The organism is Bacteroides sp. MSK.18.37, assembly GCF_019129155.2.
GTDB lineage: Bacteria > Bacteroidota > Bacteroidia > Bacteroidales > Bacteroidaceae > Bacteroides > Bacteroides ovatus.
The window spans coordinates 4,274,469-4,294,189 of record NZ_JAHOIB020000001.1 but is presented as its reverse complement, the minus strand read 5'-3'; the positions used below and the strand labels follow the sequence as shown (position 1 = coordinate 4,294,189).

The 19,721-nt window shown below is 43.3% G+C and carries 19 protein-coding genes and 1 pseudogene; 13 read left to right on the top strand and 7 right to left on the bottom strand.

The window, feature by feature from the left end; translation table 11 throughout:
• Positions 1 to 7 precede the first annotated feature (7 nt).
• Complete coding sequence (locus KSX81_RS16585; protein WP_004305412.1) at positions 8 to 412, bottom strand: hypothetical protein; 405 nt, start codon at positions 410 to 412, stop codon at positions 8 to 10.
• A gap of 80 nt (positions 413 to 492) precedes the next feature.
• Here KSX81_RS16585 and aroB point away from each other — a divergent pair, with 80 nt between their 5' ends.
• Positions 493 to 1,554 (top strand): 3-dehydroquinate synthase, encoded by a 1,062-nt coding sequence (aroB, locus tag KSX81_RS16580; protein WP_004301156.1) that lies wholly within the window; start codon positions 493 to 495, stop codon positions 1,552 to 1,554.
• A gap of 112 nt (positions 1,555 to 1,666) precedes the next feature.
• Here aroB and KSX81_RS16575 read toward each other — a convergent pair whose 3' ends face one another.
• On the bottom strand, positions 1,667 to 2,536 hold the full coding sequence (locus KSX81_RS16575) for a helix-turn-helix domain-containing protein (RefSeq protein WP_004301155.1): 870 nt from the start codon (positions 2,534 to 2,536) through the stop codon (positions 1,667 to 1,669).
• A 679-nt stretch (positions 2,537 to 3,215) separates the two neighbouring features.
• Positions 3,216 to 4,064: a 5' nucleotidase, NT5C type gene (locus KSX81_RS16570; RefSeq protein ID WP_004301154.1), complete on the bottom strand. Its 849-nt coding sequence runs from the start codon at positions 4,062 to 4,064 to the stop codon at positions 3,216 to 3,218.
• A gap of 327 nt (positions 4,065 to 4,391) precedes the next feature.
• Here KSX81_RS16570 and KSX81_RS16565 point away from each other — a divergent pair, with 327 nt between their 5' ends.
• The 6 genes from KSX81_RS16565 (at position 4,392) to KSX81_RS16540 (ending at position 10,311) form a co-directional block, all read left to right on the top strand.
• Complete coding sequence (locus KSX81_RS16565; RefSeq protein WP_005775881.1) at positions 4,392 to 5,615, top strand: site-specific integrase; 1,224 nt, start codon at positions 4,392 to 4,394, stop codon at positions 5,613 to 5,615.
• Positions 5,612 to 6,001 carry a hypothetical protein gene (locus KSX81_RS16560; RefSeq protein WP_004328110.1) on the top strand — a complete coding sequence of 130 codons (390 nt, stop codon included), beginning with the start codon at positions 5,612 to 5,614 and terminating at the stop codon, positions 5,999 to 6,001. Before KSX81_RS16565 ends, KSX81_RS16560 begins: the two co-directional genes overlap by 4 nt.
• 422 nt (positions 6,002 to 6,423) lie before the next feature.
• A complete protein-coding gene (locus tag KSX81_RS16555; RefSeq protein ID WP_004328112.1) occupies positions 6,424 to 7,629 on the top strand; it encodes a primase-helicase family protein in 1,206 nt (401 codons plus the stop codon).
• A 257-nt stretch (positions 7,630 to 7,886) separates the two neighbouring features.
• Positions 7,887 to 8,825 carry a toprim domain-containing protein gene (locus KSX81_RS16550; RefSeq protein WP_005775883.1) on the top strand — a complete coding sequence of 313 codons (939 nt, stop codon included), beginning with the start codon at positions 7,887 to 7,889 and terminating at the stop codon, positions 8,823 to 8,825.
• Positions 8,826 to 9,001: 176 nt separating this feature from the next.
• Positions 9,002 to 9,367, top strand: coding sequence for a MobC family plasmid mobilization relaxosome protein (locus KSX81_RS16545; RefSeq protein WP_004329306.1), 366 nt, complete (start codon positions 9,002 to 9,004; stop codon positions 9,365 to 9,367).
• Positions 9,364 to 10,311, top strand: a complete 948-nt coding sequence (locus KSX81_RS16540; RefSeq protein ID WP_004329305.1) for a relaxase/mobilization nuclease domain-containing protein — start codon at positions 9,364 to 9,366, stop codon at positions 10,309 to 10,311. The genes KSX81_RS16545 and KSX81_RS16540 overlap by 4 nt, the downstream gene beginning before the upstream one ends.
• Before the next feature lie 21 nt (positions 10,312 to 10,332).
• On the opposite strand, the gene KSX81_RS16535 is transcribed toward KSX81_RS16540, so the two are convergent.
• A complete protein-coding gene (locus KSX81_RS16535) occupies positions 10,333 to 10,992 on the bottom strand; it encodes a helix-turn-helix domain-containing protein (protein WP_004329304.1) in 660 nt (219 codons plus the stop codon).
• A gap of 23 nt (positions 10,993 to 11,015) precedes the next feature.
• Here KSX81_RS16535 and KSX81_RS16530 point away from each other — a divergent pair, with 23 nt between their 5' ends.
• Positions 11,016 to 11,204 carry a hypothetical protein gene (locus KSX81_RS16530; RefSeq protein WP_005775886.1) on the top strand — a complete coding sequence of 63 codons (189 nt, stop codon included), beginning with the start codon at positions 11,016 to 11,018 and terminating at the stop codon, positions 11,202 to 11,204.
• Between the two features lie 47 nt (positions 11,205 to 11,251).
• Here the strand turns inward: KSX81_RS16530 and KSX81_RS16525 are convergent, their stop codons facing one another.
• Positions 11,252 to 12,151 carry a helix-turn-helix domain-containing protein gene (locus KSX81_RS16525; protein ID WP_004329302.1) on the bottom strand — a complete coding sequence of 300 codons (900 nt, stop codon included), beginning with the start codon at positions 12,149 to 12,151 and terminating at the stop codon, positions 11,252 to 11,254.
• Between the two features lie 130 nt (positions 12,152 to 12,281).
• On the opposite strand from KSX81_RS16525, the gene KSX81_RS16520 reads away from it, so the two are divergent.
• The 5 genes and pseudogenes from KSX81_RS16520 to KSX81_RS16500 all read left to right on the top strand — a co-directional run bounded on the left by KSX81_RS16520 (position 12,282) and on the right by KSX81_RS16500 (position 17,272).
• Positions 12,282 to 13,058: an MBL fold metallo-hydrolase gene (locus KSX81_RS16520; protein ID WP_004329300.1), complete on the top strand. Its 777-nt coding sequence runs from the start codon at positions 12,282 to 12,284 to the stop codon at positions 13,056 to 13,058.
• Positions 13,055 to 13,723 (top strand): radical SAM mobile pair protein A, encoded by a 669-nt coding sequence (locus tag KSX81_RS16515; protein WP_004329299.1) that lies wholly within the window; start codon positions 13,055 to 13,057, stop codon positions 13,721 to 13,723. Before KSX81_RS16520 ends, KSX81_RS16515 begins: the two co-directional genes overlap by 4 nt.
• Positions 13,720 to 14,595 (top strand): radical SAM mobile pair protein B, encoded by an 876-nt coding sequence (locus tag KSX81_RS16510; protein WP_004329298.1) that lies wholly within the window; start codon positions 13,720 to 13,722, stop codon positions 14,593 to 14,595. Before KSX81_RS16515 ends, KSX81_RS16510 begins: the two co-directional genes overlap by 4 nt.
• Positions 14,596 to 15,957: pseudogene (locus KSX81_RS16505) on the top strand (hybrid sensor histidine kinase/response regulator); the annotation flags it as partial.
• Complete coding sequence (locus tag KSX81_RS16500; RefSeq protein WP_005775887.1) at positions 15,950 to 17,272, top strand: sigma-54-dependent transcriptional regulator; 1,323 nt, start codon at positions 15,950 to 15,952, stop codon at positions 17,270 to 17,272. The pseudogene KSX81_RS16505 and the gene KSX81_RS16500, both read left to right, overlap by 8 nt.
• 272 nt (positions 17,273 to 17,544) lie before the next feature.
• On the opposite strand, the gene KSX81_RS16495 is transcribed toward KSX81_RS16500, so the two are convergent.
• Positions 17,545 to 18,420, bottom strand: coding sequence for a LysM peptidoglycan-binding domain-containing protein (locus KSX81_RS16495; RefSeq protein ID WP_004301153.1), 876 nt, complete (start codon positions 18,418 to 18,420; stop codon positions 17,545 to 17,547).
• Positions 18,421 to 18,561: 141 nt separating this feature from the next.
• Entirely contained in the window at positions 18,562 to 19,641 is a 1,080-nt protein-coding gene (locus tag KSX81_RS16490; protein ID WP_224440819.1) for a hypothetical protein, read from the bottom strand.
• Between the last annotated feature and the right edge of the window lie 80 nt (positions 19,642 to 19,721).

Genomic DNA, 19,721 nt, shown 5'->3' with positions numbered 1-19,721 from the left:
AAGAAAATTATCTTTTAAAGAATCGATCAACAAGCGCTTTTTTCAGACCAAACTCCAGACAAAGCACATTAAAAACCAGAAAAGTAAGGAAAGAGGAAGTATCGACGTTTATCACATCTCCTTGCATAACACGCCACAACATACCACCAAAGACGAACAAGAATGTCAAAAAGATAGCATTACGAACAGCCGAATTCCGGATTTGCTCCGTTTCACGGCTTTCATTCTTACTCAATGCAAAGATTATTAACAAGCATCCTGCCATCATCAACAACTTTGTACATTCTTTATAAAACAGCAAGTTAGTATCAGTTACTACTCCCTGCATCACCAAAATAAAAGGGATAAACAGAGCTACCAACAAGACAACATATCCTAAAGGACGACAATATACAGGTAATAATGCTTTCATGATTAAACGTTTTAATGAGACAAAAGTAAGTAAAAAAAGATATTTTATATACATTTGCAGAGTAAAAAAGCAAAAGAATCATGAGTAAACAAGAAGTTATTCTCTGCGAAAGCTTGGAAACGAGCCTCGGTCGTGCCATTGAGCTATGTCCGCATGACAAATTATTCGTCCTTACAGACGAGCATACCCAGCGTCTTTGTCTCCCCTCTCTAAAGGAATCGGGTCTGTTGAAAGATGCTGTAGAAATCTGTATCGGAGCAGAAGATGTGCATAAAACTCTGGAAACACTCGCTTCCGTCTGGATGGCATTAAGCACTCAAGGGGCTACCCGCCACTCTTTACTTATCAATCTTGGAGGAGGGATGGTGACAGATCTCGGAGGTTTTGCCGCAGCTACATTCAAACGGGGCATTTCCTATATCAATATACCAACCACCCTGCTCGCCATGGTGGACGCATCAGTGGGGGGTAAAACAGGAATCAACTTCAACGGACTGAAAAATGAAATCGGTGCTTTCGCTCCGGCAAACAGTGTATTGATTGAAACTGAATTCCTACGCACATTGGACACACACAATTTCTTCTCCGGATATGCTGAAATGTTGAAGCATGGTTTGATTAGCAATACGGCACATTGGGCAGAATTGCTCAATTTCGATTCCTCTAGTATTGATTATGCAGCTCTCAAACAATTGGTAGGCCAATCGGTACAAGTGAAAGAAGATATTGTAGAACAGGATCCCTTCGAACATGGAATCCGCAAAGCATTAAATCTGGGACACACCGTAGGACATGCGTTCGAAAGTATGGCACTGGCAGAAAACCGTCCTGTATTACATGGATATGCAGTAGCTTGGGGAATTGTGTGCGAACTGTATCTTTCTCATCTCAAAGTAGGTTTCCCGAAAGAGAAAATGCGGCAAACGATCCAGTTTATCAAGGATAATTATGGCATATTTACTTTCGACTGCAAAAAATATGACCAACTGTATGCATTTATGACGCATGATAAAAAGAATACTTCAGGCACTATCAATTTCACATTACTAAAAGATATTGGAGACATTTGCATCAATCAGACTGCCGATAAGGACACTATCTTCGAAATGCTCGACTTCTATCGCGAATGTATGGGAATTTAACCCATCCTACATCAGATATACCGCATAATAAAAGGGAATGAAATAGACTTCATTCCCTTTCTCTTCCCAATCCCTATAGATATTATTGCCTATTGTGAGGCAATTGTCCGCACTATTGTTCTAAGTTACTCATTCGATATTGTGAAAGCGACATTCCTGTATGCTTTCTAAAAAAACGTCCAAGCGACGATTGATTCGCAAAGTTCGTTTTAATCGCTATTTCCTGAATGTTCAGGCTGGTATTTTTCAGCAAAGCCTTGATTTCTAATATGATGTATTCAACAATCCAGTCTTTGGCAGACTTCCCGCTTGTCTCCTTAATTACCATAGTCAGGTATTTGGAAGTAATACACAGTTTATCCGCATAAAAAGCCACATCCTTATTCTCCTTAAAATGCTTCATGATAAGCCCAAAGAATTTATTAGCCAACTCTTCTTTACGGGTATCCCTGCGGGCAGTCATCAAGGTAGATTCCTTTTGATAAGCATTGAACAGTTCCAGATACAGATACCTCAACAAATGAATAATCAGCTCCCGCCTATATATATCTTGAGAGGTAACTTTATCTTTTATCATACCCAGATAATTATATATCCGGGGAATATCTCGTTCTGACTGCGGATACCAGTAATGAGTCCGCATGTAGAAAAAGAAATGCGGAGAAAATCTGGGCACACCACTTAACGCATCACTAAACAGTGAAGTAGATATAACCATCGTAACGGTCGAGAAATCTTCACTTGGCTCACTAAATGAGACAAATTGTCCGGGTAATAATATAATCAATTCCTCCGGTTGTATCCAATGTACATCTTCATGCACTGTAATTTTGGCCTTTCCACCTAAACAATATATAATCAAAGCTGATTGATTATTAGAAGGATAAGAAGTCAAAGGAAGATACTTCAGATTTTGATAAAATTTAAAATCGTCACCCAGGACGTATATCTCTAATGTCTCTCTATTTTTAATGTCTAACATTTAACACCTTTCTAAACTAAGTCTTTTTACAAATGTATAACTTCCTAATTTACCACGCACCAAAAATGGAAATATAGTATCATACTAAGGAAGTCAAACACCTTTTATTTGCATTAATTTATAAACAAACTATCTGATTGTTAGTTCATTTATCATTTTCCTATTTCGTTTTATTATAGACTGACCTGTTTTTTATAGTGTTTTTAGGACAGGAAAAGGATTAATGCTTTCAAATGAAAAATAAGCAGATTGTTTTCTAATTCAAGCAAAATTAAAGAAATGTACTTTTATATCACATAAGAGGCAATCAAAAAAACTACTAACTCATTGAAATAAAGATTTGCATGTTCACAAGAAAGACTAATAATCAGAATAATAGCTATAAATCGGCACAATTCATACTAGAAAAATCAACGGATTATTTGCTAATTAAAAATTAATCTGTACTTTTGCATCCGCAATTCGGGGTGTAGCTCAGCCCGGTTAGAGTACGCGTCTGGGGGCATTGAAATGAGTAAAATATTTTCATCACACAATCATATATAAAACAAGGAGTTAGATAGTTATCTAGCTCCTTTATTTTTATACCGATTAAAATTCGATTAAAGTTTTCGGGATATTTAGTCCAAACTAAAGCAAATTGTAGTGTAAACTCTCTTTTGCGTTCTTCGTGTTTTTATCACAATAAATACCTTACCACAGACTCCCAATTTGGAAACCGTTCAGAACCGAACAATATAAGCTCACCTTTAAAATCAGCAGCACCATTCTTTTTCCTGTCATCTATTAAATAGTCACCTGCATTCAAGTTTTTATGGTGCGACAAGATCAAACGTTTATAGCATACTTCACCCAAATAACGTTTCACCCATTCCAACTTGTCAGACCATGCACTTGGGTTATCCCATGGAGCTGTTGATAAAATGTAAATGTCGTATTTGTCTTTTAAACGGTTCATGGCATCTATTGCCCCTTCATTGGGTTGCATTTTTGCAAATATATTAGGGACTTCATCATAACACCCCGCATATCGGCTTTTTAAATCCTCATTTAAGGCGTCTATGCCCGATTGGAAGTTTACCAATACATTATCCATATCTACATATAAAACTTTCTTATTTGAGCACCGTTCGAGGTACTCCAACGCTTCTTTATATGTTTCCAACTTCCAATGTGCCTTACCATTCAAACGGGTTACATCCATATTATCTTTTAAGTCTTGTATTTTAACCTTTGTAGCCAAACGATTAGTAGAGACACGTTCAATAAACGCTTTATAATCTTCACCCTCTTCTTTAATCAGACATTTTAAAGCCTCCAGTAGCCTGTCATCCAACCCTTCCGTTTTTAAATCCTCAAATGTTATAGATGTATCTTCTACAACATCATGCAACAATGCTACTATCTTTTCATCCTCTGTTTGACAGTGTAAAGCAACTCTGACTGGATGCAATATATACGGACTGCCACCTTTGTCTAACTGTCCAATATGAGCCTTATAGGCAATATTTAAAGCTTTGTTCAACATATTTCTATTGACATAAAATTAATCAGAATTAGAGATTCTGCATTACTCTCCTCACAAAAATACTTCAAATCTCTGGAAAAGACGAATAAAAAGGGACAAATGTCTTCGTAATGCCTGTCAATAAGGCGTTTGCGAAGACAAATGAGGACAGGCGAAAAATCGAGGTAACGTAAAGGAAAGCGGATTTATGAAGAAGAACGGTCTCCAAATCATTACCCGCCGAATGGTGATTTTTAACACACCGTGTTGTATTTGGCAGCTTGTGGCACAGGTTGGCATATCAAGGTCTAACTCGTTGAGTAATAACTTTGCAAACAAAAAACGAGTATGGCAAGAAGCACATTCAAGGTTCTGTTCTACGTGAACGGCAGCAAGGAGAAAAACGGTATTGTCCCCATCATGGGACGAGTGACAATCAACGGGACTGTGGCGCAGTTCAGTTGTAAGCAGAACATCCCGAAAACGCTTTGGGACGTGAAAGGAAACAAGGCGAAAGGCAAGAGCCGCGAGGCACGAGACATCAACCTTGCCCTTGACAACATCAAGGCGCAAATCATCAAACATTACCAGCGCATTTCAGACCGCGAGGCATTTGTTACGGCTGAGATGGTGCGCAACGCCTATCAGGGAATCGGCAGCGAGTATGAGACGCTGCTAAAAGCATTCGACCGTGAGAACGAAGTGTTCAAGAAACGGGTAGGCAAAGACAGGGTAATGGCTACCTATCGGGCACGTGTACGGGCAAGAAACCATGTAGCCGCCTTTATCAAGTCGTTTTACAGACGCAGCGATATGTCCATGTTGGAACTTACTCCCGATTTCATCAAGGAGTTCGCCGCATACCTCTCGACTGAAGCCGGATTGCGGAACGGTTCGATATGGGCAAACTGTATGTGGCTGAAAGGCGTGGTCATGAAAGCGCATTATAACGGGTTGATACCGCGCAATCCTTTCATCCAGTTTCATATCAGCCCCAATGTGAAAGAACGGGAATATCTGACGGAGGATGAACTGAAAGCGGTCATGACACATGAGTTTGCAGACAGCAAGCTCGCATACATCCGTGACATTTTCATCTTTGCCAGTTTCACCGCCTTGTCATTCGTGGACATTCAGGAACTGACGAATGACAACATCGTGGAGGTGAACGGCGAGAAGTGGATATTGTCCAAACGCCACAAGACAAAAGTCGCCTTCCAAGTGAAGCTGCTGGATATACCCTTGCAGATAGTCGAACGCTACCGACCGATGCAGAAAGACAATCGTATATTCCCCGGCTTGAACTATTGGTCTATCTGCAAACCGTTGAAACGGATGATAAGGGAATGTGGCATAACCAAGTCAATATCATTTCATTGCAGTCGTCATGGCTTCGCAACATTAGCTTTGAGCAAGGGGATGCCCATTGAAAGCGTAAGCCGTGTGTTGGGACATACGAATATAGTCACGACCCAACTCTACGCAAAGATAACCACGCAGAAGCTCGACAACGACCTGACCATGTTCGGCGACAAACTGAGTAAGACGTTTAACGGAATAACGATGTCATGAGTATGAGAAGAAACAGCATAACAGTGAATGAATCCGGCAATATCATCATGCCGGAGAATGTCTCAAACATTTGGATGAGCGAGCCGGAATTGGTGGAACTGTTCGGAGTAATTGCTCCGACACTTCGTTCTGCCATCAGAAACATCTATAACAGTGGAGCATTAAAAGAATACGAGGTACAGAAGTATGTTCGGCAGGAGAACGGGTATCATGCCGATGTGTTCAGCTTTCCGATGATAGTCGCACTTGCTTTCCGCATTGACAGCTTCGGTGCGGAACAGGTGCGCAATGCCATATTTAAAAGGCTGTACTTGCGAAAAGAGAAAACAAATATCTTCTTTTCGCTGGGTATAAATGGTTGGGATATGTCTAATTATCAGGCATAAGTTCTAATGATATGACGACATGAAGTAGTGAGACCTATGCGTATTCCCATTGCCAACAATGTATTTATACGAGTATGTGAATAGGTGTATTGCCATTCATACGTACGATTACGACAAAGAGGGTGTGTCAAAACTCAATTATTAAAAAGATGAACTTATAATTTGAAATTTGAGCATCCTAAAAGATCCCAAAAAGGGTCGTATCATTACTCCATACAGAGCTTGATACGACCCTTTTAAGTGTTATACGTTACAATCTGTAACTTTTAGAAGTTGTCATTTCTGTTTTGACACACCCTCCTTTTGTTGTATGTCATAAAGCCAAATCCAAGAAAATCTTACGTGAGGTATGCGTGAGTTGTTAATCCGTTCTGCGCTAATTGCCGAGTTTTGCACTGATTAAACAAAAAAATGAAGTGCTAATGAAACAAGGCAACTTTGAAAATGAGGAGTTTATCCGTGTGGGTACTACCCTCTACAAGTTAGTGAACCAGCCCCGTCTGAACGGAGGCTATGTGAAGAAGCGCATCGTGTGGAACAACGAAACACTGCGGCAGGACTACGGCAAGGACTATCTCGCCACCGTGCCGAAGTACGACGGCTTCTGCACCGTCCCCGACCATGTGGACTACCGTCCCGTGGTGGACAAGTTCCTGAACCTCTACGAGCCGATAGGACACCGTCCGCAACAAGGCGAGTTTCCCTGTATCCGGTCATTGGTGCGCCATATCTTCGGTGAACAGTATGAATTGGGCATGGACTATCTTCAATTGCTCTACCTGCAACCCGTGCAGAAACTGCCTATCCTGCTGTTGGTATCAGAAGAACGCAACACGGGCAAGAGTACATTCCTGAACTTCCTGAAAGCTGTGTTTCAAAACAATGTCACTTTCAATACCAACGAGGACTTCCGCAGCCAGTTCAATTCCGACTGGGCAGGAAAACTGCTCATCGTGGTGGACGAGGTATTGCTCAACCGCAGGGAGGACAGCGAGCGGTTGAAGAACCTCAGCACCACACTTTCCTACAAGGTGGAAGCCAAAGGCAAAGACCGTGACGAGATAGCGTTCTTTGCCAAGTTCGTGCTATGCTCCAACAACGAGTATCTGCCTGTTATCATTGATGCAGGTGAAACACGCTATTGGGTGCGCAAGATAGACCGTCTGCAATCCGATGACACAGACTTCCTGCAAAAGCTGAAAGCTGAGATACCTGCCTTTCTGTATTACCTGCAATACAGACAACTTTCCACCGAAAAGGAAAGCCGTATGTGGTTTGCGCCCTCTTTGCTGCATACCGAAGCCTTGCAGAAGATTATCCGCAGCAACCGCAACCGATTGGAGATAGAGATGTGCGAACTTATCCTTGACATTATGGAAAGTGTCGGCACGGACACATTCTCGTTCTGCCACAACGACATTCTTCTTTTGCTGGTACATTCGCAGGTAAAGGTGGAGAAGCACCAAGTCAGAAAGGTATTGCAGGAATGTTGGAAACTTACTCCTGCCTCTAACGGGCTTACATATACCACTTACCAATTCAATTACAATCGGGAGTGCCGATATGAGCCGATAAAAAGAGTCGGTCGTTTCTACACCGTCACAAGGGAACAACTTGAATCCCTGTAATACTATTCTTTTTTTGTTGAATTGATGAATAATGATATAACCATACTGATAATAAACAGCATACACTCTCAACAAATTCTCAACAATCGAAAAGAAAAGTTGAGAGGGAAACAGCATCAGTTTGTTGGATTCTCTATTTGTGAGTGGTTTGTTGAGAAGATGTTGAGAATATAAAGCATTAACGTATAGGACAATACATATCTCATTCATCAAATCAACGTTTTTACAGTCATCATCAAATCCATAGAAATTATATCATGAACATCCAAGAAGCAAAACAAATCAAAATTGCGGACTATCTGCAAAGTTTGGGTTATTCGCCCGTAAAGCAACAGGGAAACTGCCTGTGGTATAAATCCCCGTTCCGTCAGGAAACGGAAGCCTCGTTCAAGGTGAACACCGACCGCAACCTGTGGTTCGATTATGGACTGGGAAGAGGTGGTAACATCATCGCACTTGCAGGGGTACTGTACGCATCCGACCATGTGCCTTATCTGCTTGGCAAGATAGCGGAACAGGCACCACACATCCGTCCCATATCTTTCTCTTTTCGCCAGCAGGCATCCGAACCGAGTTTCCAACATTTGGAGGTGGGCGAACTCACCCATCCGGCATTGCTCCGATACTTGCAGGAACGGGGCATAAACATCGCTTTGGCAAAGGCGCAATGTAAAGAGCTCCACTTCACCCATAACGGCAAGCCCTATTTCGCCATCGGTTTTCCGAATGTGGCGGGAGGATTTGAAGTGCGTAACCGTTTTTTCAAAGGCTGTGTCGCACCCAAAGACATCAGCCATATTCGGCAACAGGGAGAAGCGAGAGAGAAATGCCTTGTATTCGAGGGCATGATGGACTATCTTTCATTCCTCACGTTGCGGAAGAGGAACTGCTCGAACTTGCCCGACCTTGACAGGCAGGATTACGTCATCCTCAATTCGACCGCCAATGTTTCCAAAGCTATAGATGTGCTGCACGGGTATGGACGTATCCACTGCATGCTCGACAATGACGAGGCGGGAAGAAAGGCGTATCGGGAATTGGAAAGGAAGTTCGCCGGACGCATCCGCGACTTCTCCGACAACTACAAAGGGCATAAAGACCTGAACGATTACCTGCGTGGAATCCGGCAGAAATTAGCCGTTAGTCCACCGCCAAGAACTATCGTAAAACCCAAGAAGAAAGGGTTGGGATTATGACATCCCGAATGAGAAAAACGGGAGATGCCCGAAACTCATTCCTTAAGGATTGGGAGGTAGCAAGTTTGTGTTTCGGGTGTACCGAAACCGCTTGCCACCCACCATCCAAATTGCAGGAGGTGGCATCCCGTCGGTCTATACAGTTGAATCAGTAACCGAATTAAAAGGAATAAAATATGGAACAGACAAAGGAACACAAGGAACGCAACAAGGGAGGTCGCCCCAAGAAGGAAGCAACCGAGAAACTGAAATACCGTATCGCAGTGAAAATGACGGCAGCCGACTACTTCCGCCTGCTGACACGATCGCATGAGGCGGGCGTATCACCAAGCGAGTACATGAGGGAATGTTTCCGTAACGGTCATGTGAAAGAACGGCTGTCGGAGGAACATGCCGGATACATCCGCCAACTCTGCGGCATGGCTAACAATCTCAACCAGCTTGCGCGTAAGGCAAACGCCGGAGGCTTCCACGATGAACGGTGGGACTGCAAGGTGGCAGTGGCAAGGATTCATGAACTTATAACCAAGATAGGGATATGATGGCGAAAATCGTAAAAGGAAGCGACTTCAAGGGTGCGGTGGATTACATCATCGACAAGAAGAAGGATACGCAGATAGTAGCAAGCGAAGGCTTGTTTATGGAAAATCTGGAAACTATCGCCATGAGTTTCAATGCCCAGTCACGGATGAACGATAAGGTGACAAAACCTGTCGGACATATCGCGTTGAGTTTTTCCAAAGAGGATGAGTTACGGCTGACGAACCGTATCATGGCAGGCATCGCGCTTGAATATATGGAACGGATGGGAATCAAGAATACGCAGTTCTTCATCGCCCAGCATTTCGACAAGGAGCATCCACACGTGCATATTGCTTTCAACCGCATAGACAACAACGGCAATACCATATCGGACAGGCACGAGCGTCTGCGCAGTACCCGCATCTGCAAGGAATTGACCTTGAAATACGGCTTGCATATGGCTGGCGGAAAGGACAATGTCAAACGCAACCGCCTGAAAGAGCCAGACAGGACGAAATATGCGCTTTACGACATCATCAAAATGGAAGTCGGCAGATGCGGCAACTGGAACGTGCTTATCGCCAACCTGAAACGGCAGGGAGTGGAAGTACATTTCAAGCATAAGGGGCAGACCAGCGAGGTGCAGGGTGTTGTATTCTCCATGAATGGCTACCATTTCAACGGCTCCAAAGTGGACAGGCGTTTCAGTTATTCCAAGATTGACGCGGCTTTGCAGCACAACAGATGCAGGGAACGTATGGGAATAACAGCCGGAATATATGAAACGGCTACACCAAGCGCACCGTCCGGCACGGCACAAAGCGAGTTGTTCAACGGCTCTTGGGGATTGCTAAAAAGCAGTGGCTCATCTTATAACGCTGCTGATGCGGAAGCCAATCAGGAAATGGTGGATATACTTCGCAGAAGGAAGAAAGTTAAGCGCAAGAGAGGTGTTGGGTTCTAATATTCTGTACTAATCCAATTCTCACGACACTTGCGCTCTATATTCATTCGGAGTGTAACCTACCTCTTTCTTGAACAGTCGGGTAAAATGTTGCGGGTACTGAAAACCGAGATTATAGGCGATTTCATTAACGGTGTCGTCTGTAGATGCAAGTTCCGTCTTGGCTATTTCAATAGACTTGTCATGAATGAAATGCAGGGCGGTTGAACCTGTTTCTTTTTTCAATAAATCACTGAAATAGTTGGGCGAGAGGCAGAGCTTGTCTGCACAATACTGTACAGTGGGCAAGCCTATCCGTTTAGCAGCCCCATCATGGAAGTATTCGTCAAGCAACCGCTCAAATCTTGCGAGGATGTCTCGGTTTTGGTTGTCGCGTGTGATGAACTGGCGGTCATAGAAACGTGTGCAGTAATCAAGGAACGTCTTGATGCTGTCTGTGATGAGGTTCTTGCTGTGACGGTGTATCGGATGGTTCAATTCATATTGAATCTTGTGGAAGCAATCCATGATGATTTGCCGTTCTTCCACACTAAGGTGCAATGCCTCGTTTGTCTCGTAGGAAAAGAACGAATATTCACGCATTATCCGCCCGAGAGGTGTATTCCGCAGCAGGTCGGGATGGAACATAAGCAGGTAGCCATCTGGTTGGAACTGCATGCCGTCATCTTCCGCACCGAACACCTGTCCGGGCGCGATAAATATCAGTGTGCATAATTATTCCTAAGTCTGTGAAACCGGAACGCATGAAGCAGAATCTCGACATATTAGACTTCACCCTGTCGGCCGACGACATGGCACGGATAAAGACGCTGGATACCGACAAGCCTTTCTTACTCGGCTCGCACGAAGATCCAGAAATCGTAAAATGGTTCATGCAGTACAAAAACGCCTGAACATCAACAACCATATTTCGATAGCCGCTATCGACTATATTAAGAAGTTATTCGTATATGCCTTTATTGTAATCCGTCATGTACTGAGTAAATGTTTTGCCTGTTTGCTGTTTGAAGAAGCGCATGAGATGGCTCGGATCAGAGAAATTGAAATCATCCGCCATTTCACTGACAGTGCGGTTGGAGAATAGCAATTCGTTCTTCAGTTCCTCAAGCAGACGTTGTTTTATCAAATGGGTAGCTGATACTCCGAATTGGGCTTTTACTGAGTTATTGAGTGTGATGCGACTGACATGAAGCATGTCTGCATATTCCTGCACCCGCTGGTGGGTGCGGATATTCTGTTCCAACAAGTCCTTGAACCGAAAAGCGAAATTGTTTTTAGCAATTTCAGCGGGCAAGCAATAGGCGGCAGCGTATGTACGATTGATAATCAGCAAAAGATAATATAGTAAGGAAACAATGATATTGTACGTATCGGACACTGGATTCATCAGCTCATACTTAATCTTTCCGAGCAGCCGCATATATTCCTTCATTTCGTCATGTGTGGCATTGATGTAAGGCGGCGTATCTGTCTGGTAACAATACAAAAGGCGAAAAACGAAGAACTTGTCGGCGATAAAAGTACGCATGAAATCTTCGCGGAATATAAGGAACGTGTAATCCAACGCCGTCTCATCTACATGCCACTCTTGTTGCTGATGGGGTGAAAGCAGGAGAACCATGCCGTCGCGCAGTTCAATCTTGCGGAAGTTCAGTAGCAAATATCCGTTTGCCTTACGGAAAAAGTAGAAGCTGAAGAAGTCTGTCTTAAACCGCTTGTTTTCTGTCAGCACAAGTCCGATGTCCTTGTTTATGGCAGTATTGATGTAAAAATCCACGCCGCAGCGTGTCTTGTTGAACGGTACGCTGACCAGTCGATCAGGGTTGATTATCTCGTCCATATCCTTGTCGTTTTTGCAAAGATAATAATTTCATTTATCAAAATGGCATAATTACCGTTTTTTCAGGCATAGATGTTTCGCCGGATTCTTCCGAACTTTGCACCCGTAATCAATAACAAGACATATAGTCATGAAAAAGACATCCACAGTACAATTGGTGCGCAATGCCACCTTGAAAATCAGGTATGCGGGACACACCATGCTAATTGACCCCGTTTTAGCCGACAAAGGCACTTTGATATCGGCCCTCGGTGTGAATAAAACACCGAGGGTACACCTCACCATTCCTATTCAGGATATTATCGGAGGCGTGGACATGGTGCTCCTGACCCACAATCACATCGACCATTACGAGCCGAGTGTCCCCACACATTTGCCCAAAGAAATTCCTTTCTACGTTCAGCCCCAGGACGCGGACGCCATCAGAAACGACGGATTTACAAATGTGATACCCATCGAAGAAATAAAAACAATAGACGGCATATCCATTTACCGCACGACCGGACATCATGGTTTCGGGCAGATCGGGCAGATGATGGGACCTGTATCAGGTTATGTGCTAAAAGCCGAGGGCTTCCCGACCGTTTATATAATGGGTGACTGCCGATGGGAAGCATGTATCCGAGACACCGTGGAACGGTTCAATCCTGACTATATCGTGGTAAACTCCGGAGGTGCAATCTTTCCCGAATTTTCCAAAACGGACGGTCCTATCATCCCCGACGAGAACGAAGTGATGCAGATACTTGACGAATTGCCTTCGCATATCAAGCTGATAGCCGTACACATGGATGCCATCGACCATTGCCAGACCACCCGTGCAATTCTGCGCAATGAGGCAACGCATCACGAAGCCGACATGAGCCGGCTGATTATCCCGGAGGACGGAGAAACAGTTGTGTTATGAGTGTCTGCATTAAATCCCTGATAAAAAACATGAACATAGTGGTAGGGTGCACTATAGGATGCCCTTACTGCTATGCCCGTAACAACTGCCGCCGTTTCCACATTACCGACGACTTTTCCGTGCCTGAATACATGGAACGAAAACTGCGCATCATCGATACGTCCCGTCCTCATGTGTGGCTCATGACAGGAATGAGCGATTTCTCCGATTGGAAGCCTGAATGGAACGCAGAAATTTTCGAGCGGATCAGCAGCAATCCCCAGCACGCCTATATCTTTCTGACGAAGCGCCCTGACAAAATCAGTTTCTCCTCTGACGACGAGAACGTATGGATGGGCGTGACCGTCACGCGCAGTTCCGAGAAAAGGAGGATTGATGATTTGAAAAAGAATATCAAAGCACGACACTACCATGTCACGTTTGAACCTCTCTTCGATGATATCGGCGAGATTGATTTCGAGGGAATTGACTGGATTGTCATAGGCACAGAGACCGGAAACCGAAAAGGAAAGTCATATTCGCGCCCCGAATGGGTGCTTAGCATTGCAGAACAGGCAAAGGCTCATGGCATACCGGTGTTCATGAAAGAGGATTTGCTGCCGATTATGGGCGACGAAAGAATGATTCAGGAATTGCCGGAACAATTTACCAGACGAATACAATGAATATGGATACAATAAAGGAAATAGATGTAAAGAGTGTAATGACCAAATCCTCTCTGCCGGTGGGAGGATATTCGGTCAACCCTTATGTAGGGTGTCCCCACGCCTGCAGGTATTGCTACGCATCGTTCATGAAACGGTTCACCGGGCACACCGAGCCGTGGGGTACGTTTTTAGATGTAAAAAACTGGAAGCCGATAACGAATCCTCATAAATACGACGGTGAACGTGTTGTAATAGGGTCTGTGACGGACGGTTACAATCCGTATGAAGAAGAATTCCACCGTACCCGAAGGCTGCTCGAAGAGCTGCGAGGAAGCGATGCCGAGATTATGATATGCACAAAGTCCGATCTTGTCCTTCGCGATCTCGACCTGTTGAAGAGTTTTCCCAAAGTGACTGTGTCATGGTCTGTCAATACGCTCGACGAGCAGTTCTGCGCAGATATGGACAACGCCGTAAGCATTGAACGCCGTCTGAAAGCGATGCGTCAGACATACGAGGCAGGTATCCGCACCGTATGCTTCGTCTCGCCCATATTCCCCAGAATAACAGACGTGAAGGCAATAATAGAGGAGGTAAAAGATTATGCTGATTTAATCTGGCTTGAAAACCTGAATTTACGCGGGCAGTTCAAAGGCGGGATAATGACGTATATCCGTGAGAAGTATCCTGACCTCATACCGCTTTACGAGGAAATTTACAATAAAAAAAGGCTTGAATACTGGCAGGCATTGGAGCAGGACATTTCAAATTACGCCAAGGAGCAGGGCTTCCCGTATCGTATAAACGATCTGCCATACGGACGCTCGGAAAAAGGCAAACCTGTCATCGTAAACTACTTCTACCACGAAAAAATACGATTGACAAAATGAGGCTATGCCGGACTGATGCAGAAAAGTTGTAGCGCGGATAAAAGCACCATGTATGTGGATAATATCCGGCAATCTTCCGAGCGTATGCGGGAGATGCTCAACACGCTGCTGGATTTCTTCCGTCTGGACAACGGCAAGGAGCAACCCAACCTTTCCCCTTGCAGGATTTCCGCAATCACGCATATTCTTGAAACGGAGTTCATGCCCATTGCCATGAACAAGGGGCTGACTTTGATAGTGGAGAGCCACACCGATGCGGTGGTTTTGACCGACAAGGAACGTATCCTGCAAATCGGCAACAACTTGTTGTCAAACGCCATCAAGTTCACGGATAACGGTAGTGTATCATTGGCAGCGGATTATGATAACGGTTTGCTGAAACTTATCGTTGAAGATACCGGTACGGGCATGACCGAAGATGAGCAACAACGAGTATTCGGTGCATTTGAACGTCTTTCAAATGCCGCCGCAAAAGACGGCTTCGGATTAGGATTGTCCATCGTGCAGCGTATTGTGGCGATGCTCGGTGGAACTATACACTTGGAAAGCGAGAAAGGCAAAGGGAGCCGCTTCACGGTGGAAATTCCCATGCAGACAGCCGAGGAACTGCCGGAACAGACAATTCAAGCGCAAATGCGCCATAATCATATCTGCCATGATGTGATTGCCATCGACAATGACGAGGTACTTCTCCTTATGTTGAAAGAAATGTATGCCCATGAAGGGATGCACTGCGATACCTGTACCAATGTTTCGGTACTGATGGAGCTGATACGAAAAAAGGAATACAGCCTGCTTCTGACGGATCTGAATATGCCTGAGATAAGCGGTTTTGAACTGCTGGAACTGTTGCGCTCATCCAATGTAGGCAACTCGAAGAGTATTCCCATAGTCGTGACAACCGCTTCGGGCAGTTGCAGCAAGGAGGAACTTATAGGGCGTGGATTTGCCGGATGCCTGTTCAAGCCGTTCTCCATATCCGAACTGATGGAGATTACGGATAAATGCGCATTAAGCAGCATATTGGATGAAAAGCCGGATTTTTCCACTCTGCTATCTTATGGCAATGAATCCGTCATGCTGGACAAACTGATAGCGGAAACCGAAAAGGAAATGCAGGCGGTCAAGGATGCAGAACAGCGTAAAGACCTCCAAGAACTGGACACACTTACACACCATCTGCGAAGTTCATGGCAGATTCTCCGTGCCGACCAGCCATTGAGGGAACTTTACGCCCAACTTCATGGAAGTGCCACTCCAGATGACGAAGCGATATGCAAAGCGGTGACCGGCTGTGCTGGATAAAGGTGCTGAAATTATCCGGCAGGCAAAAGAAGAAAGGAAAAATACGAAAATGGATAAAACAAGAATCATCGTGGTGGAGGACAATATCGTGTATTGCGAGTTTGTCTGCAACCTGCTGGCACGGGAAGGATTCCGTACCGTGCAGGCTTACCACCTCTCGACCGCGAAGAAACTTCTGCAACAAGCCTCAGACGGGGACATCGTGGTTTCTGACCTACGACTACCCGACGGTGACGGCATCGACCTATTACGATGGATGCGCAAGGAAGGCATGACACAACCGTTAATCATCATGACCAACTATGCCGAAGTGCATACGGCAGTCGAAAGTATGAAACTCGGCTCGCTGGACTATATCCCCAAGCAGCTTGTGGAGGATAAACTTATGCCTCTGCTTCATACCATCCTGAAAGAACGGAGTATCGGACGAAATCGTATGCCCGTTTTTGCCCGTGACAGTTCCGCCTTTCAGAAAATCATGCAACAGATAAGATTAGTTGCCCCTACTGATATGAGCGTGCTGATATTCGGAGAGAACGGCACGGGCAAGGAGCATATCGCCCACCATCTGCATGATAAGAGCAAAAGGGCAGGGAAACCGTTTGTGCCTGTGGACTGCGGTTCACTCTCCAAAGACCTTGCGCCCTCGGCATTCTTCGGACATGTCAAAGGCGCGTTTACGGGTGCGGACAGCACAAAGAAAGGATACTTCAATGAGGCAGAGGGTGGCACATTGTTCTTGGATGAGGTAGGCAATCTCGCATTGGAAACCCAGCAGATGTTACTCCGTGCCATACAGGAACGGAGATACCGCCCTATAGGTGACAAGACGGACAAGAGCTTCAATGTCCGCATCATCGCCGCCACCAACGAGGATCTGGAGAAAGCGGTCATTGAAAAACGTTTCCGACAGGATTTGCTGTACCGTTTGCACGACTTCGAGATAACTGTTCCGCCCTTGCGTGACTGTCAGGAGGACATCATGCCGTTGGCGGAGTTCTTCCGTGAGATTGCCAACAATGAATTGGAATGTAGCGTGACTGGGTTCGATGCGGAAGCCCGTAAGACATTGCTGACCCATCCGTGGCCGGGTAATGTCCGTGAGCTTCGGCAGAAGATAATGGGCGCGGTGTTGCAGGCACAGACGGGAGTTGTCATGAAAGAGCATCTGGAACTTGCCGTAACGAAACCGACCTCACCTGTCAGCTTCGCCTTGCGAAACGATGCGGAGGACAAGGAACGCATCTTACGCGCGTTGAAGCAGGCAAACGGAAACCGCAAGGTTGCCGCCGAATTGCTCGGAATCGGACGTACAACGCTGTATAGCAAGTTGGAAGAGTATGGATTAAAGTATAAATTTCAGCAATCATAGCCCGCAACTTGCCGAAAATAGAAGTAACGGTTAAACCGGATTATTCAGCGAAGATAAAAAACGTCCTGTGATAAAAATCATGGGACATTTTGATGTGTATCCGATTTTTATTGCTACTTTTGTACCAAGACGAGAGACATTGACAGCAACTCACAGCAGAACGTAGAAATAGACAGGGTTGCCAAATCATTACCTCATTTTTACCTTATCCTCAGAACTGCTTGCTAATAAAGTGGTTATAAAAATCTTCCAGAATTAATTCAAAACATTTTTCATCTACTAATACGTAAAGCCTGCCCTTCTCTCAACACTGTTGTTATTTTTACACGATTTAACTTACAAATTGTGTCTATAGAAACCCCTAATTTTTCTGCTATATCTTGGATTTTATCTCCATTCTTTACTTTATAGTATCTTATTTTTTGCTCATTTCTTTCCTCTACTGGTTTTATTCTACTTTTATGCACATATCCTTTTATTCCTTTTGCAGTTTGCACAATATACCAATTATCATTTGTTTCCCAATAAGTGAATACTTCCCTATCCACAATTTTACCTATAATTTCCGAATTTACACTATTTGACTTACGGATATTTGTATAGCCATCCGAATCAGTTATCACCCCCTTGCGCAATTGAGTGGACAATTCATTCACTGTTTCTACTTTATTTTTTATAGGAACAATGGACGAAATCATATAAGTTTTAGGAAACACTATAATAATTCCAACAGAACTCTCGACTTCTTTATAAGAATTGACACCGTAGTTATTTGCATAAAGACTTAATTTTTTCTTGGTAGTAACCACAACATCCATTTTTGAAATCCTGTCTATACCTTTGTAAATATAGGCTCCTTCACCACCATTGGAATATTTTATATGCAAATTCACCTTGTCTCCTTTTACATTCACGAATATATCATAATAATTCAAGGAACTATCGTATGCAATTTCTAATCCTGTAACTTTTATACGAGTATTTGTATCTGGCATAAAATAAGCCTCATCGTAATTGCAGAAACGTACCTTTCCATTTAACTCTGTTTTTACGCCAATTCCTAATTGTTGAGCTTGGACAGTTTTAATGGAACTTATAAATAAGAACATTACAGACATTCCTACTGATAAAATAAAATTCTTTTCCATAATAATGCATTATTTAAAATTTTGAACATATCATACATCTAACATTCTATTATTCTCCCTTTTTCTTTCGTACCATAGGAATATTTTCAAGTAAATTACTATAGCCTACCCAACGTACTATAGCCTAATACGTTATACAATTTATTCATATATTGAATATAACACAATTTCTTTTTTGTTAGAAATATTTGAATATTTTTGGGCAACTACAGATATAAGCTCTCCATCTAATTCCTGTATTTCAATTAGGTATCGTCCCTTCTTTAGCAAGGCAATATTAGCCTCTATGACCTTCTCCGCCTTTTGGCTAACTTTACCACTCCCCCAACGAGTATATAAAACTTTTCCTTTCTTCAATACTATTTCTCGAGTTAACGTACAAACAATCAAATTTGGGGAAAATCTATCAGTTAGGAACATCTTTCCATTAATTAGTTTTGCACCATTATTATTTTTAGCTTGATATTTGTATTCATTTCTATTAAACTCATCTAGATATTCAATATTTTCAGCTACTTTCACATCATTTATTTTAAGAATTTTTACAACCTTATTTGAATCTATGCAAGCCATATACCTAACAGCAAAATTCGTCTCTGAATCCCAACTATATCGCCCGGCACCCTTCTTCTCGAAAAATTCCTTCTTAAAAGAATTTCGCAAACTGTCTTGAACGCTCGCTTTAGTACTTTGCCAATATGAATATAGTTCATTTAGTTTATCTTGCAATCTATTTCTTTCTTTTATCTTAATGCTCCTTTCTTCTTTTTCTTTTCGTCTTTCAGGAGTATTTTTCAATGGATATATTGATAGGTCACCAATTCCATATATAGCAATTTCTATTTCTTTATCCCTTTCAAAAGATTCACTTTGTGTTTGCCCTACATTATCGAGAAAATCGCTCAACTTTCTTTTCGTAGCTACTACTGTTTTATTACCAGATGAATCCGTTCCTGTATATATATACTTTCCATTTCCCGAAGTGATAAATTTCACAGATATATTAATATTACGAAATATATATCTGAATTTTATCCCATATCCAGTATTAGGATTATAAGAAATCGTAAGAGATTCCCCTCCTAAAGTAGCTTTCCGAACATCATAAGGGTGTGGAGTAACATAATCAAGATATTCAAACGACCTTACAGAGGTTAATTTTTGAGCAAACATAGAAAGAGCCATTACTGCCCCTACTAGAAACAACAAAATTCTTTTCATAATATCACAGATTTGTTTCCCTAGCCCCAACAAGAAAGGTTTGTATAAAAAAGAAAGCGTGAGGCTGTTAGGATTATCTG

Bases quoted from the DNA above. Each gene is read 5' to 3' on its own strand.
- KSX81_RS16550 (WP_005775883.1), top strand. From the start codon at position 7,887: ATGAACATCCAAGAAGCAAAACAAATCAAAATTGCGGACTATCTGCAA.
- KSX81_RS16500 (WP_005775887.1), top strand. From the start codon at position 15,950: ATGGATAAAACAAGAATCATCGTGGTGGAGGACAATATCGTGTATTGC.
- KSX81_RS16545 (WP_004329306.1), top strand. From the start codon at position 9,002: ATGGAACAGACAAAGGAACACAAGGAACGCAACAAGGGAGGTCGCCCC.
- KSX81_RS16540 (WP_004329305.1), top strand. From the start codon at position 9,364: ATGATGGCGAAAATCGTAAAAGGAAGCGACTTCAAGGGTGCGGTGGAT.
- KSX81_RS16495 (WP_004301153.1), bottom strand. From the start codon at position 18,420: ATGGAAAAGAATTTTATTTTATCAGTAGGAATGTCTGTAATGTTCTTA.
- KSX81_RS16570 (WP_004301154.1), bottom strand. From the start codon at position 4,064: ATGTTGAACAAAGCTTTAAATATTGCCTATAAGGCTCATATTGGACAG.
- aroB (WP_004301156.1), top strand. From the start codon at position 493: ATGAGTAAACAAGAAGTTATTCTCTGCGAAAGCTTGGAAACGAGCCTC.
- KSX81_RS16525 (WP_004329302.1), bottom strand. From the start codon at position 12,151: ATGGACGAGATAATCAACCCTGATCGACTGGTCAGCGTACCGTTCAAC.
- KSX81_RS16510 (WP_004329298.1), top strand. From the start codon at position 13,720: ATGAATATGGATACAATAAAGGAAATAGATGTAAAGAGTGTAATGACC.
- KSX81_RS16560 (WP_004328110.1), top strand. From the start codon at position 5,612: ATGAGTATGAGAAGAAACAGCATAACAGTGAATGAATCCGGCAATATC.
- KSX81_RS16565 (WP_005775881.1), top strand. From the start codon at position 4,392: ATGGCAAGAAGCACATTCAAGGTTCTGTTCTACGTGAACGGCAGCAAG.
- KSX81_RS16555 (WP_004328112.1), top strand. From the start codon at position 6,424: ATGAAACAAGGCAACTTTGAAAATGAGGAGTTTATCCGTGTGGGTACT.
- KSX81_RS16585 (WP_004305412.1), bottom strand. From the start codon at position 412: ATGAAAGCATTATTACCTGTATATTGTCGTCCTTTAGGATATGTTGTC.
- KSX81_RS16520 (WP_004329300.1), top strand. From the start codon at position 12,282: ATGAAAAAGACATCCACAGTACAATTGGTGCGCAATGCCACCTTGAAA.
- KSX81_RS16575 (WP_004301155.1), bottom strand. From the start codon at position 2,536: ATGTTAGACATTAAAAATAGAGAGACATTAGAGATATACGTCCTGGGT.
- KSX81_RS16490 (WP_224440819.1), bottom strand. From the start codon at position 19,641: ATGAAAAGAATTTTGTTGTTTCTAGTAGGGGCAGTAATGGCTCTTTCT.
- KSX81_RS16515 (WP_004329299.1), top strand. From the start codon at position 13,055: ATGAGTGTCTGCATTAAATCCCTGATAAAAAACATGAACATAGTGGTA.